The organism is Plantactinospora soyae (assembly GCF_014874095.1).
GTDB lineage: Bacteria > Actinomycetota > Actinomycetes > Mycobacteriales > Micromonosporaceae > Plantactinospora > Plantactinospora soyae.
In genome coordinates, this window is the sequence record NZ_JADBEB010000001.1 from 2134816 (window position 1) to 2148337 (window position 13522).

At 67.4% G+C, this 13522-nt stretch carries 13 protein-coding genes, 2 tRNA genes and 1 pseudogene; 12 read left to right on the forward strand and 4 right to left on the reverse strand.

Features of this window, described 5'->3' with window-relative positions:
* Window positions 1-121 precede the first annotated feature (121 nt).
* From H4W31_RS09545 to H4W31_RS09555, 3 genes are all read left to right on the forward strand, one after another.
* Window positions 122-212: transfer RNA gene (locus H4W31_RS09545), tRNA-Ser, on the forward strand.
* A gap of 34 nt (window positions 213-246) precedes the next feature.
* Window positions 247-319: transfer RNA gene (locus H4W31_RS09550), tRNA-Arg, on the forward strand.
* A gap of 395 nt (window positions 320-714) precedes the next feature.
* Window positions 715-942 (forward strand): tyrosine-type recombinase/integrase, encoded by a 228-nt coding sequence (locus H4W31_RS09555; protein ID WP_318783110.1) that lies wholly within the window; start codon window positions 715-717, stop codon window positions 940-942.
* Window positions 943-986: 44 nt separating this feature from the next.
* Here H4W31_RS09555 and H4W31_RS09560 read toward each other — a convergent pair whose 3' ends face one another.
* Both H4W31_RS09560 and H4W31_RS09565 read right to left on the reverse strand, forming a co-directional pair.
* Window positions 987-1712, reverse strand: coding sequence for a GAF and ANTAR domain-containing protein (locus tag H4W31_RS09560; RefSeq protein ID WP_192766330.1), 726 nt, complete (start codon window positions 1710-1712; stop codon window positions 987-989).
* A 37-nt stretch (window positions 1713-1749) separates the two neighbouring features.
* Window positions 1750-2466: a GAF and ANTAR domain-containing protein gene (locus H4W31_RS09565; protein ID WP_318783111.1), complete on the reverse strand. Its 717-nt coding sequence runs from the start codon at window positions 2464-2466 to the stop codon at window positions 1750-1752.
* 242 nt (window positions 2467-2708) lie between these two features.
* Between H4W31_RS09565 and H4W31_RS09570 the strand changes: the two genes are divergently transcribed.
* Complete coding sequence (locus tag H4W31_RS09570) at window positions 2709-3140, forward strand: STAS domain-containing protein (protein WP_192766331.1); 432 nt, start codon at window positions 2709-2711, stop codon at window positions 3138-3140.
* Window positions 3141-3214: 74 nt separating this feature from the next.
* Here H4W31_RS09570 and H4W31_RS09575 read toward each other — a convergent pair whose 3' ends face one another.
* The gene (locus H4W31_RS09575) at window positions 3215-3364 is read right to left on the reverse strand and encodes a hypothetical protein (protein WP_192766332.1); all 150 of its coding nucleotides are present in this window, start codon (window positions 3362-3364) and stop codon (window positions 3215-3217) included.
* A gap of 140 nt (window positions 3365-3504) precedes the next feature.
* Between H4W31_RS09575 and H4W31_RS09580 the strand changes: the two genes are divergently transcribed.
* Together H4W31_RS09580 and H4W31_RS44730 are read left to right on the forward strand one after the other, a co-directional pair.
* Window positions 3505-4572, forward strand: a complete 1068-nt coding sequence (locus tag H4W31_RS09580; RefSeq protein WP_192766333.1) for a fatty acid desaturase family protein — start codon at window positions 3505-3507, stop codon at window positions 4570-4572.
* Between the two features lie 124 nt (window positions 4573-4696).
* Window positions 4697-4951: pseudogene (locus tag H4W31_RS44730) on the forward strand (hypothetical protein); the annotation flags it as partial.
* Here H4W31_RS44730 and H4W31_RS09585 read toward each other — a convergent pair.
* Window positions 4902-6263 carry an AI-2E family transporter gene (locus tag H4W31_RS09585; protein WP_192766334.1) on the reverse strand — a complete coding sequence of 454 codons (1362 nt, stop codon included), beginning with the start codon at window positions 6261-6263 and terminating at the stop codon, window positions 4902-4904. The pseudogene H4W31_RS44730 and the gene H4W31_RS09585 sit on opposite strands and share 50 nt — an antisense overlap.
* A 937-nt stretch (window positions 6264-7200) precedes the next feature.
* Here H4W31_RS09585 and H4W31_RS09595 point away from each other — a divergent pair.
* From H4W31_RS09595 to H4W31_RS09620, 6 genes are all read left to right on the forward strand, one after another.
* Window positions 7201-7503: a hypothetical protein gene (locus H4W31_RS09595; RefSeq protein ID WP_192766335.1), complete on the forward strand. Its 303-nt coding sequence runs from the start codon at window positions 7201-7203 to the stop codon at window positions 7501-7503.
* Window positions 7504-8304: 801 nt separating this feature from the next.
* The gene (locus tag H4W31_RS09600; RefSeq protein ID WP_225945459.1) at window positions 8305-9027 is read left to right on the forward strand and encodes an alpha/beta fold hydrolase; all 723 of its coding nucleotides are present in this window, start codon (window positions 8305-8307) and stop codon (window positions 9025-9027) included.
* Window positions 9028-9660: 633 nt separating this feature from the next.
* On the forward strand, window positions 9661-9891 hold the full coding sequence (locus H4W31_RS09605; RefSeq protein WP_450091420.1) for a hypothetical protein: 231 nt from the start codon (window positions 9661-9663) through the stop codon (window positions 9889-9891).
* A gap of 380 nt (window positions 9892-10271) precedes the next feature.
* Window positions 10272-11204, forward strand: a complete 933-nt coding sequence (locus H4W31_RS09610) for a CPBP family intramembrane glutamic endopeptidase (RefSeq protein ID WP_225945460.1) — start codon at window positions 10272-10274, stop codon at window positions 11202-11204.
* A gap of 85 nt (window positions 11205-11289) precedes the next feature.
* Window positions 11290-12579: a sensor histidine kinase gene (locus tag H4W31_RS09615; RefSeq protein WP_192766338.1), complete on the forward strand. Its 1290-nt coding sequence runs from the start codon at window positions 11290-11292 to the stop codon at window positions 12577-12579.
* Window positions 12567-13226, forward strand: a complete 660-nt coding sequence (locus tag H4W31_RS09620; RefSeq protein WP_192766339.1) for a response regulator transcription factor — start codon at window positions 12567-12569, stop codon at window positions 13224-13226. The genes H4W31_RS09615 and H4W31_RS09620 overlap by 13 nt, the downstream gene beginning before the upstream one ends.
* Window positions 13227-13522 lie beyond the last annotated feature (296 nt).

The window sequence follows — 13522 nt, forward strand, 5'->3', positions numbered from 1 at the left end:
CGAGGTTGCGGCCGGGATGATCAGGGCGGCGGGTGCCGTCGCGGGCCCGACGGGGAAGTCGTTTTGCCCCTCCGGGTGGCTGCCCTGTATCCTCGACCGACGTGGTCTGCTGACCACGCAGGGAGACTTCGCCTAGTCTGGTCTATGGCGCCGCACTGCTAATGCGGTTGGGGTCTTAAAGCCCCTCCCGGGTTCGAATCCCGGAGTCTCCGCGCTATGGCCGGTGTGTAGACTGGCCCGGCACCTGCGCCCGTAGCTCAACGGATAGAGCATCTGACTACGGATCAGAAGGTTAGGGGTTCGAATCCCTTCGGGCGCGCCTTCTTGAACAGGGAAGATAGCCGACCAGCTATCTTCCCTGAGGCCATGTGAGTCACGTCTGCGACCCACGCGCAAGGCTCCGTTTGGCCCCGCTGAGCTGGTCGATCGCGCCAGCGCGCAGCGGTTCGAAGAGGGTGCGTGCGAAGAGCCCGATTCCCTAGCTTTTGGTCGTAGTTAGATGCATGTCTATCTTGTTGGGGATAGATTTTGCAGCTTGACTATGGAATCAGGAACTATGAGCGCAATGTTCGATTCTGGGACCGGGTTGTAGAAGACCGATCAACCCGAGGGGCCGGGGACGCCTCTTTTCGTGCACGCGAATGGCCGCCCGGTTAGCCCGGACTGGCTGACCCGCCGGTTCGCGAAGCTGGTCAAGCAACTGGGCTGCCACCGGTGCGGTTGCATGACCTGCGGCACGCCGCTGCGGGACTGGCCTCGGCGGCTGGGGTGGACCTGAAGATGATCCAGCACGACATGGGGCACGCCAGCCCGGCGACCACAGCGGAAACCTACATCTACATATTCAAGAAGATGGCTAAGGAGGCGGTGCGCGCCAGCGCCGCGTTGCTGCTGTCCCACGCGAGGGTCCGTATGTCGCTGGAGGGCACCTCTCAGGCGTGACTCGGCTGGCTAGCAGCCTTCAGCGTCCCCCAATGGGCGCTCTGTCAGCTGAGGTTGAGAAGGGCGCTCTGGTCGACGACGATGGCGTGCGCGACGTCGGTGAGCTTTTTGTTGTTGCCTCGGGCGTAGGTGCGGATGCGGGTGAACGCCTCATCGACGCTGATTTGGTGGGCTTGGGCGACGGCACCTTTGGCTTGTTCGATCACGATCCGGCTGTTCAGGGCGCCCTGTAGTTGCTCGGTCAGGACTTCGCTGCGGTGGATGGCGCGTTCCTGCAGCAACGCGATCGCGGCGATGTCCGCGAGGGACTGCACGATTGGCACGTCCGCACCGTCGAAGTCACCGCCTTCAGTGTCGCCAAACACGTTCAACGCCCCGATGGTCTGGCTGCGTAGCCGCATCGGGAAGGCGTGTACGGATTGGAATCCGGTGGCGGTGGCGCGGGGGGCGAAGCGGGGCCACCGGGGGGCGGCTTCGCCGAGGTTCACGTTGATGACAGGCTGCCCGGTGCGGAACGCTTCCAGGCAGGGCCCCTCGCGGGTTTGCAGTTGGAACAGTTCGAGGAGTTTGACGTTCTCGTTGGAGCCTGCCATGAACTCGAGGCGGCCGTCCTTGTCGGCCAGGACCAGTCCGACGGCGGCGGCGCCGACCAGGTCGGCGGTCCGGTCGGTGAGCATGTGCAGGAACTCCAGCAGGTCGAACTCGTCGACCAGGGTGTCGGCGACCTCGACGAAGATCGTCGCGAGCCGTTCGGCGGAAACGGTGGTCATGCCTGCCTCCCGGCATCGATGCGTGGATACCACACGGTCATCGGTGGTCTCGGTCGAACTGCAACCTGCGGGCTACCACGTCATGGGCGACATCACCCAGGCCACGACTCTCGGCGTACGCGTAGGCCCGCATCCTTGCCATGGCCTCACTGAGTGTCCCTCCGATCTGCACCATGACCATGCCTTGGGCCTGGAACAGTTCCGCCCGGTAGCCGACCGCGTCGGCCACACCATCGTCGGTGTCGACGTCGCTGGTGGCTTCGTGCTGGTCGAGCAGGGCCTCCAGAGTGAGGTCGGCGAAGGTCATCGCGTCGCTGAGCTGGGCACCCGACAGTGCCCCGGGGTGTTCGCGGAAGACGTCCAGGACACCCAGACGGGCGGCGCCCATCTGGAGCGGGAACGCGAACACGGCTCGGACGCCGCTGTCGTGAGCGGCGGGACCGTACATCGGCCAGCGGGCGGCCGCGTCGTGGGCGAGGTCTGGGATCAGGACCGGGCGGCGGGAGTCGAAAGCATCGATGCAGGGACCTTCACCGAGGACGAACTGAAGTTCCTCGATCCGCTCGCTGTGTGGGTCGGAGGCCGCACATACCCCGCGTACACCGTTGTCGGTCAACACGCTGATCCCGGTCCCGGACGCCGACAACGTTCGGGCGGCGGTCTGACACACCCGCTGGAGGTAGTCGTTGGTGCTGTGGGACTGGCCCGGCTGCGCCGCGATGAGGTTCCTGATCGCGGTGACCCGGTCAGCCACCACGTACACCGGAGCAGAACAGCGGCTCGGTTCGGCGGCACAGCGTCGCCGTGGGAATACCGGAAATGGGAGCTGGCACGGCTACACCTCTGCGGCGGATGAAGTGACCGCCGGGGCTCGGGCAGTAGGACCGGATGGTCCGATCCTGCTGAAATCATACTCGCCCTGACGAATCTTGCAGATGCGTGCACCAGAAGCGTCGGCCGGCTTGCCGGTAATCACACCCCGGGGCATGATGCTTGATGCGGCTCCAGGTGGTGGGCCGTTGCCCCGGACCCGGCATGTCACACGCCACGCAAGGCGGGACCATGCCTCAGAACTCCGACGGCTTCTACCAGGAATCCGATCACGGTCTGACCGTCACCGCTCGCACTCTGCCCGGCGGCGATCGCCGTACCTACCTGTGCCTGGCCGGCGAGATCGACATTGCGTCATCTGCGGTCCTGTCCAAGACCGTCGACTGGCTGACCGCGTTGGCGCCGGTCAGCGTGCTGGTGGACCTCGCCGAGCTCACCTTCGCCTGCTCGACGCTACCCAACTTCGTCGTACGAGTCCGCCAAGCGGTGCCGGACGACGCCGAGCTCATTCTGTGGCGGGCCAGGCCGGCGACCGAATGGATGTTACGGGTCACCGACATGGCAACCATCGCCACTATCCGCGACGAGCCCCACTGATGCCCCACCACGCTCGTCTTGAGTCCATGCCTGCCAAGTACGGAATGAACCCATCCTTTGATATGCGTCGGTGCTCACCGAGCATGCGCGAGCGTCGGTCCGCGGAAGTGATGCCCGCAGTTGATCTTTACCTGACTCTTGGCGGACATCATTAGCTTGATCAGCCCTTTGCTCGCTGTCAGCAGCTCGGCCACGTCGTCGTTCGGCTCGGCGTCGTCGAGCACGCATCTGGCCTACGGCGACGAGAGCGCCTACTGGCAGGTGTTGCGACGGGAGTGGTAGGTGCGTCGTTCTGATATGGACAACAACTGGTGACGCTACTGCCCACTGTTGCGCCACGAGTGAATGACCGGGAGGAAGAATCATGACAACCGTCGGTTCGGTCATCGACCGGCCTGCCAGCGCGGCGCGCGGTAGCGACTACGGGCAGCTTCTGAAACGCGTCAAGGACGCTGGCCTATTGGACAGGAGGGCGGGCTACTACACGTTCAAGATCATGACGACCGTGCTGGCGTTCGCCGGCGCGTGGGTGGCGTTCGTGGTGATCGGTCCGTCCTGGTGGCAACTGGGTACGGCCGCGTTGTTGGCGGTGCTGTACACCCAGGTCGCCTTCATCGGCCACGACGCTGGCCACAAGCAGATCTTCCGGACCCGGCGCGCGAACTACCTGCTCGGCGTGGCAGTGGGCAACCTGGGCGTCGGGCTGAGCTACGGGTGGTGGATCGACAAGCACAACCGACACCATGCCCACCCCAACGAAGTCGGCAGCGATCCCGACATCGAACCAGGTGTGCTGGTCTTCACCGGGTGGCACGCCCCACTCCGCAGCAGGGCGCTCCGGCTCTGGCGGCGGCTACAGGCGTACATGTTCTTCCCGCTGCTGTTGCTCGAAGGACTGAACCTGCACGTCGCCAGCGTGCGGGCACTCGCTGGACCGACGGTCAGATCCCGCGCCTACCGGGCGTTGGAGATCACCCTGTTCGCCGTGCACACCGTGGGCTACCTGACCATGGTGTTCCTGGTGCTCCCACCCTGGCAGGCGATCGCGTTCATCGCAGTCCACCAGGCCCTGTTCGGCCTCTACATGGGCTGCTCGTTCGCACCCAACCACAAGGGCATGCCCGTGCTGACCGCCGACGACGACCTGGACTACCTACGTCGACAGGTGCTCACCTCCCGCAACATCCGAGGCGGCCGGCTGGTGGACTTCCTCCTCGGCGGGCTGAACTACCAGATCGAACACCACCTGTTCCCGAACATGCCGCGGCCCAACCTGCGCCGCTCGCAGCAACTGATCCGACGGTTCTGCGCCGAGCACGACGTCAGCTACACCGAGACCGGCCCGTTCGCCTCGTACCGGCAGGTCCTGCGCCACCTACACCAGGTCGGACGCCCAGACGCCGACCCCACACCCCTCACACAGGACGGCTGACCATGCTTACCGCCACGCCACAGGCCACCATGATCCCGTCGTCACCGCCTCGCAACCTCGACTGGTACTCGCCCCTGTCCGAGCCAGCCGGGCCGTCCTGGACGGTGGATGATGGCCCCGCTCCTGGGACCCGGTGGCCGAACTCCCCGGACTCCTCCTAATCCGGTCCAGCCGCTACGGACGGATCCGGAACGTGATACTCAACAACAGCGCCTGGGACAGCGCTTCCGCCGACTCGCAGTCGGCACGCACGTGGTCCGGGTGGCTGGTTCGACTTGCCCGCGACGGGGTGTCGCGCGGCGAGCGGCGCCGGCCGTGTCTTCTGGCGCTCATCTGTCAGCCGCACCGCCGCCGACCGGTGCCCCCGGATCGGGCTTGACGGAGGTCGCGACCGGTGGTGGGTCATCCTGGTCAACGGGGGTCTCGCCTTGTGCGGTCTGCTCGGCCTCGGCCTGCTCGTCGTCGGCGGGTCGGGTGCCGGGCGGTTCGCGGTCGGGGGTGGGCTCGCCCTGCGGATGTGCGCTCAGGTAGCGCACGGCGGTGTTGGCCACAGCCAACACCGGTACGGCCACGAGCGCGCCGACGATGCCGGCGACGACGAGGCCGGTGGCGATCGCGAGGATGACGGCGAGTGGATGCAGGGCCACGGCGCGGCCCATGATGAGCGGCTGCAGCACGTGGCCTTCCAGTTGTTGCACGCCGATGACGACGGCAAGGACGATGAGCGCGGTGACCGGGCCCTGGGTAACCAGCGCGACCAGGATGGCGACCGTGCCGGACAGGGTGGCGCCAATGACCGGGATGAAGGCGCCCAGGAACACCAGCGCGGCCAGCGGCAGCGCGAGGGGGACACGCAGCACGGCAAGCCCGATGCCAATGCCAACGGCGTCGACGATCGCCACCAGCACCGTGGCGCGGACGTACGAGCCCAGGGTGTGCCAGGAGTAGTGACCGGCGCGGGCCACCGGGACGCGGGCCGGGCGCGGCAGCAGGCGGCAGAGGAACCGCCAGATCTGTGCCCCGTCGCGCAGAAAGAAGAACAGGGTGAACAGCACGAGGAAGAACCCGGCGACGACCTCGCCGACCGTCGTGGCCGTGCTCAACGCGCCGGACGTGATCTCGCCCTGGTTCTCGGATACCTGCTGCTGCAGCCGTTCGAACCCCTGGGTGAGTTGCGCCTGCGACAGGTGCAAAGGACCGCGTGTGAGCCATGTCTGTACTTCGTTCACGCCGTCGCGGACCTGGGCCGACAGGTCGTCGAACTGCGAGATGACCGTCCCGACGATCAGCCCGAGGCCGCCGAACACGGCCGCCAGCCCACTGATGAGCACCGCGCCGGCCGCCAGGGAGCGGTTGACTCCCCGGTTGCGCAGCCCTCGGACGGCCGGCTCGAACAGGGCGGCGAGCAGCAGCGCCACCACCACCGGGATGACCACGATGCGCAGGATCGCAATCACTCTGATCAGCAGATAGGCGGCGGCAATAAACAAGATCAGCCGCCACGCCCACGCCCCGGCAATCCGCACGCCACGGGGGATACCATCGTCCACGGTCGGTGCCGGCTCGGCGACCGCCCGCCCGGTGGTAGCGCCTAACGTGCTGTCGATCTGGAAGGGCGGCAGCGAGCCGCCTTGCCGGGCAGTCGTCAACCGGGTACGCGCCCGCTCACGAACCGAACCGAACCACCTCATGGCAGCCCCCTTCCGACCCTCCCGTGAGCAGTACCCAAAACATGGCTGATCGTCACGTCACGGCTCGACCGTCTCAGGCGAGCGCAGCACTTCCCGAAGCGGACGGACGGGTGGCGACCGCAACCACGTGCGACATGGGCGACCGGTGTCACGAAAGGCGGCGAGGTCGCAGAGATGGCCCGGGATCGGCCGCGACTGCTTGGCTGCGGTGTCGGTCAACGGCGGGTGGGCCTGGCTCGCCACCGGCGCCCGCATCGACGTGCCGAGGCCCGCCGCTGCCCGCCCCTCGCCCCAGGCGCTGAAAGACATTCCGATCACAGCTCCAGCGCAGGCTCATCGGCCACACCGTGTGCCATCGCGAAGTAGGTCCAGCTCGGAGAGGCCGAGCCGGCGGAACCGGTCGAGGATCACGCTGACGGCGACGGCGGTGTCGAGCATGTGGTCGTAGTAGGAAAACGTGTTGGACGGCGATGGCGTCCAGCCGGGCGTTACGCGGCGTCTGCCACACCTCGGCCCGCAGACCCGCCGCCGTCTGTCGTTCCCTCGAAGCGTCTGGCGGGCAGTGGCGGGGGGAAGGTTGGGCACGGTGAGGCGCCGGCTTGCGCCCTGACCCTCCGGAGGTGCGGCCGAAGGCGCACACCGGCGGTGTGCGCGGTGTGGGCAGGTCTTCGGACTCGGAGGCGTGTCCATGTACTTGGCGGCGATCGTCGGGCTGAGCGCTATGGTCCGTTGGCGCTGGTTCATCCGGGTTACTTAGGCTCTGTCGAGCTAGGTGGGTTTGCGTCCCTAGGTGCAGGGTATCCATATGCATCGACGTAGCCGTCTACGTGAGCTACATGTGGCTGTTCGCCGCCCAGACTCCTGCGGCGCGCCTGGTACATCGCCACGCCGCAGATCATGCGGTGTGGTCCATGCACGACGCCTATAGGAGTTGCACATGTCCAGTGTCACCGCCGATACCGACCGCCGTGACGCCGTACTCGACGGGCAGCCTCGCCGCCGCTCCGCCGAGACCAAGGCCGCGTTCAAGACGACGGAGTTTGTCGCCTACCTCGTCGCCTTCGTTGGCGTGCTCATCGCCTCCATCATGGTTGATGGCAACGGCAACGGGGACAACGGCGCTGCCGGTGACTACTTCCGTGCCGACCGTGCTTGGTTGTACATCGTGCTGCTGACCATCGGATACATGGTCAGCAGAGGGCTCGCGAAGGCCGGCAGCCGCGATTCTTCTAACGTCTGACCTCTACTCGCCAGATCTCGGCGTGATGTGTTTGTCGGGAGACACCGGGGCACCCACCCGAGCGGCGACGCGTCCATGCGTCGCCGCTCGGGCGTTTCCCTGAACGTATCCGCTGCGCCAGCCGAGCGACCGGCCTTGGCGGGTCGGCCGGTCGACATGACGGCTTCCGCCAGGACCAGTCGCCGAAGCTCTGCGGGACTCACGACCTGCGCTGGCCGACCAGTGCGACTCGTCGCCAGACGCAACGACGGCTCCATCGGCGTTGTGCACTGGATAGCCCTGACGACCGGCGAGCACATCGGGACGGACCTCGAGGCAAACCATCCTGATGCGCTCGGCACGTGCGGACGCTTTTGCCCGTTGTGTCCTACCCTTGCAGGGCACCCTGTGCACCACTCCGGCCCAGATGCGGGCGAGGAGAGTTCGCCCCCCGTCAACAGGGGTGAAAGAGGAACCGGCTTGCCGCGCGGAATTGGCTGCCAGCTCCTGCCCGGCGCGGGAGCGGTCTGGGCATCGGGCCGGGCAACTGAACCGGATTCACTACCAGAACACGCACCGGCCAAGCCTGAACCCGCATGACCGCCGACGCCCGTCAACGCCGAGCCAGCAGTCCGCACTGGACACCATGTCCCAATGAACTCTCTTCGTACACGGAGGCCCCCCATCACCCCTGTCAGCGCTGAGCGCCTTCGCCACAGCCCGCCCGGACGACTGACCGCGGCGGAACGCCGGGCGGCACTCGCGGCACCTGCGCCAGTCGGAGGATTCCTCAGCCGCTGGGTACAGGTAGCCGGCCGGCGGATGCATGTCCGGCAACGGATCACTGCGGACGCCGCCACGCCATGTGTGCTCCTACACGGTCTCGCGGTCTCGCATCGTTACCTGATGCCCACCGCGCTGCGCCTCGGTGGCCGCGCTGTCTACGTTCCCGACCTTCCCGGCTTCGGACTGTCCGACAAACCGCCCGCCGTCCTCGACGTCGGCCAACACGCCGAGGCGATCGCCGCACTCACGGACACCCTCGGCATCGCATCCGCCGCGATACTCGGCAACTCGTTCGGCTGTCAGGTGGCCGTCGAACTCGTGGCGCGCCGCCCGGACCTCGTCGCGGCACTCATCCTCGTCAGTCCTACCACCGATCCGGCAGCAGCCACGATGACCGGACAACTACGCCGGCTGCTGCGCGACCTTCCGCGCGAGGACTGGCGGCAGATGCCGATTCTCGCCAGGGATCTGCGCGACGCGGGACCACGCCGCATCATCGCCACCCTGCGACACGCTGTCGAAGACCACATCGACGCCAAACTCCCCGCGATCAGCGTGCCGACCCTGCTGGTACGTGGCGACCGCGACCCGATCGCACCAGCGCGCTGGGTGGACCACGCCGTCGCTCTCACACCGAATGGCCACACCCTTACCATCGCCGCCGCCCACAACGTCGTCACCACAGCGGGGCCGCAACTTGCCGCAGCCGTCGACACCTTCCTGCACTCCACCGCAGATCTCGGCGGACATCGGGAGTAACGGGCGTCGGCGGAGAGGTCGAGCACCGGCGACTCGCCGACTACGACCGGTTGTTCGGCTTGGATGAGGTGGCGCTGTGATGGCGACCAAGACCAACCGCAACATCGGCTCGAAGGTCGCCTCCCACCCGCGCTCGCGCCTGCCGGGCCACGGCTTACCAGATCACTGAGATCACCAGGATGAAAATCGCGGTGAGCACTAGTGATACCAGTAGGGAGCCAATGCACCCCAGGCGGTTGAAAAGAACACGAACACAGCTGCTCCTACCTCCGACTCGATCTGCGCTTCGGAACGCGATACCCGCCGTCCGCGGCCTGACGGGGGTCGCGAGCGGGCGCGCAGGGGCGGATTCGCCACCCTGGCTGAGGCAGAGCGGGCCTGCTGGGAGCTGGCTCAGTTGCCGGGGCCGGAGGCTTTGGCGCGGACGTGGACGGTGCGGCGCTGGCAGCGCTACTGGTTGTCCGGGCTGGAGGGTCAATCCCACCCGTCCTGGTGGCCGCTGGCCGGTCTGGCTCCACCGCCCGAGGAGTGCAGCCTGCTGCACCTGGACTGACTCGTTGGCTGGATCGTGCACCGGGGCAGCGACTCATAGGTTTGAGGCATCCAAGCAGCCCGACCCACAAGGAGCACGCCGTGAATGACATGTACCGAATCTCCGAGGCGCCGCAGACCGCGAGTACGGCGACGGACCGGGTCGGCGCCGTACGCCCGCTGCTGTGGCTGTTCGCGGTGCTGGGCGCCGCCGCCAACGTGGTGTCCTCCGCCGCCGGCGTCAACATGTTCATCGGCGCCGGGTTCGGGCTGGTCACCCTGGCCTGCGCCGCCGCGCTGATCGTGGACCACTACCGGCATCGGAGTCGATGAGACCTGCCGACCGAGCAGCACCACTCCCGCGCACGCGTTCACCCAGGACTAAACCGGCGGTACGGCGCCGATACAGCGGATTCAGCGCTGTATCGGCGCCGTTTTGCTGTCCAACACCGCGCGATTCTCGTACTCCGAAAATGGCGCCGCCCTGGATGTGCTGGCGGTGGTCCAGCGGTACCCCTGGCTATACCCCCGTTCGGGTGTCCACGGTAGAGACCCGACGGGCGGCGACTGATGAACTTTCTCCACGAAAGCAAACGCGCTTCCTGGAGGACATCATGGTTGTAATCGATAATCGGGCGGTTACCGACAGCGGGTCCTGTGATACCGGGATTCCTGGTTTTATCCGCCGCCGTCCCCTGCTCAGCTTCTTCGCGATGGCCAATTTGTTGAGCTGGATCGCCTGGCTTCCGTACATCCTTTCCAGCACCGGCCTCGGCCTCCTCGATTTCCGGTTCCCGTCGGTTCTCGGCACCACCCAGTTCGCCGGCGTCCTGCCCGGCGCCTACCTGGGCCCGATCACGGCGGCGTTCGTGGTGACCGCGGTCACCGACGGCCGGGCCGGGCTTCGTCGCTGGGTCGGCCGGATGTTGAGGTGGCGGATCGGCTGGCGCTGGTACCTGCTGGTCCTCACCGGCGTTCCCGGTGCGCTCATCCTCGTCTCCATCGCGTGGTCCGGCGGAGCCATCGAGATGCCTCCCGTCACGGCGCTCGTGGCCTACCTGCCGCTCCTGCTCATCCAGATGGTCACCACCGGCATCGCGGAAGAGCCCGGCTGGCGTGACTTCGCCACCCCGCGCCTGCAACGGCGGTACGGCGCGCTCGTCGGCTCGATGATCCTCGGACCGCTGTGGGGAGCCTGGCACCTGCCGCTGTTCCTCAGCGAGTGGGGCGGCTGGCCGGACGTGACCTGGCTGATGGTCGCCGAGTTCGTCGCCGGGGCCTGCGCCCTCAGCGTCGTCCTGACCTGGGCGTTCAACCGGAGCGGCGAGAGCCTGCCGCTGGTCATGCTGCTGCACGTCAGCGTCAACACCTTCCTCTCGGTCGGCTGGTCGGCGATGTTCCCGTCGATCGCCACCGCTCAGAACGCGTCGCACGTTATCTTGCTCACCTCCTCGGCGGCGGCGCTGGTAGTCCTCGTCGCGACTCGTGGCCGGCTCGGCTACCAACCGGTCATCGAGCCCAAGACGCCGGTCACCGGGCCCCGTCCGCCGGCCACCGGGCCCCGTCCGCCGGCCGCCGGGCCCGAGACGGTGGAAGCCGAGCCTGAGACGTTGTTCTTCAGCAGGAATGGGCTGGGTGAGGTGTAGGCGAAGGCGTACCAGATGTCCTATGGTCTCCGGGCCATAGGGCATCTCCGATTCACCCGAGGATTTCCGAAGACTGGAGATACGGATGCCGAGTCCCGGCGCGTACGACATTCACGACGTCCCGCCCTCCGCTAAGCCTCCGGGTTGGCAACGGGCGGCTACTGCCCGCGCCCGCGCCACTCTGGACGCGCTCGAACACCTCGTTGGCGGACTGGGCACCGGAATTCTGGCCGCGACGGCGCTGCTCTTCCTGGTCTTTGCCGCACTTACCTGTCTCATCGGTGTCGGCCTACTCCTCATGCCGATCGCACTGCGAGTGCTGCGCGTCGTCGCCGATCGAGAACGCGCCCGGCTCTCCCGTTGGGGCCCGGAAATCGTCGGCGCGGAGCCGGTACCGGCCCGGCTGGGCGACGCCCTGCGGGATCCCGCGGTCCGCAGGGAGGTGCTGTGGCTGGCGTGCCATGGGACGCTCGGCTTCTTCCTCGGCGCGGCCGGGGTGACCCTGCCCCTCTACGTGGTGACCAACGGCAGCAACCCGTTGTGGTGGTACCTCCTGCCACCGGGCGAAGCCTCCGATACGTTGCAGCTCATCTCGGTGAACGACCTACAGACCGCGCTCCTGGTAAGCCTGACGGGCCTGGGCTGGCTCATCGTTCTGGTGACCGTCACTCCACACATGGCCTGGTTGCAGGCGTGGCCCGGTCGCCGCCTGCTGTCGCCGGACGCCGGCACCGACCTCAACATGCGGGTCGCGCAACTGACCGCGACCCGGGCCGCCGCGCTGGACGCGCACGCCGCCGAACTGCGGCGAATCGAGCGGTCGCTGCACGACGGCACCCAGAACCGGCTGGTCGCCGTGAACGTCCTGCTCGGCGCGGCACGTCGGGCACTGGGGCGTAACCCGGCCGACGCCGAGGCGATCATCGACCGCGCCCAGGACGCCGCCGAACAGGCGCTCGCCGAACTGCGCGCCGTCGTACGCAGCATCCTGCCGCCGGTGCTGATCGATCGCAGCCTCGCCGACGCGCTCAGCGCCCTCGTCGCGGACTGCCCGGTGAACTGCAATATCGACGCGGACGCGTCGGAACGGTGCGCCGCGTCCGTCGAGGCGACGGCCTACTTCGTGGTGGCCGAGGCGCTCACCAACGTGGCCCGGCACAGCGGGGCTGGGCGCGCCACCGTTAAGCTTCGCCGACGTGAGGATCGATTGACCATCGAGATCACCGATGACGGCCACGGTGGGGCGGACGTGGACGGCGGCTCGGGACTCGTCGGTATCCGTCGCCGCGTCGAAGCACACGACGGAACATTCGCGCTGGTCAGCCCGGTCGGCGGACCTACTACCCTTACGGTGAGCCTGCCATGCGGATCGTGATCGCCGAGGACGACCCGCTGCTGCGCGAGGGTCTGGCGCTGCTGCTGCGGGCCGAGTCCCTCGACGTGGTGGCCACCACCGGCAACCCGGACGAGTTCCTGGTCGCCATTGACGTACACAAACCCGATGTGGCCATCGTTGACGTCCGGATGCCACCGACGCACACCGACGAGGGGATCGTCGCGGCCGTCGAGGCGCGACGCCGGCAGCCCGGGCTGGCCGTACTGGTGCTATCGGCCTACGTCGAGCAGGCGTTCGCCACCGAACTGCTCGCCCAGGGCAGCTCTCGGCTCGGCTACATGCTCAAGGAGCGGGTCGGGCGGGTGCAGGAGTTCCTGGACGCGCTGCACCGGGTGGTGGGCGGGGGCACCGCGATCGACCCCGACATCGTCGCCCAGCTGCTGGCCCGGACCCTGCCAGCCACGCCGTTGGAGCGCCTGACTCCACGGGAACGCGACGTACTGGCGCTGATGGCCGAAGGGCTCGGGAACGGCGCCATCGCCGAGCGGCTCGTCGTCACCGACGGCGCCGTACACAAGAACATCCGGAGCATCTTCGCCAAGCTCGACCTGGCGCCCACCGACCGCGCCGACCGCCGGGTCACCGCCGTGCTGCGCTACCTCGAAGACGCGCACCGTCGCCACTGACGGTTGGCTGGTCGCGTCCGCGACCATCATCGCCGTCACCAGCTGGATCATTGGCCTGGGGCGGGGCCAGGCGAATGATCATCCATGATGCCTCAGGGGGAGATGCCGCTGACTGCCCTGATCACCGCCCGATGATGCTGAGCCCAACCGCCGTGCATTCCGGCGGCAGGGCGGACGATGAGCAGGTTCTCCCGAACGCTGCTCCTGCGTCGCCGCCGGTCGACTCCTGTCCAACCCGTCTACCAGGGGCTGGTCTCGTCAATGCGCGCCCGTCGGGGCGGAGTTCACCGAAGTGC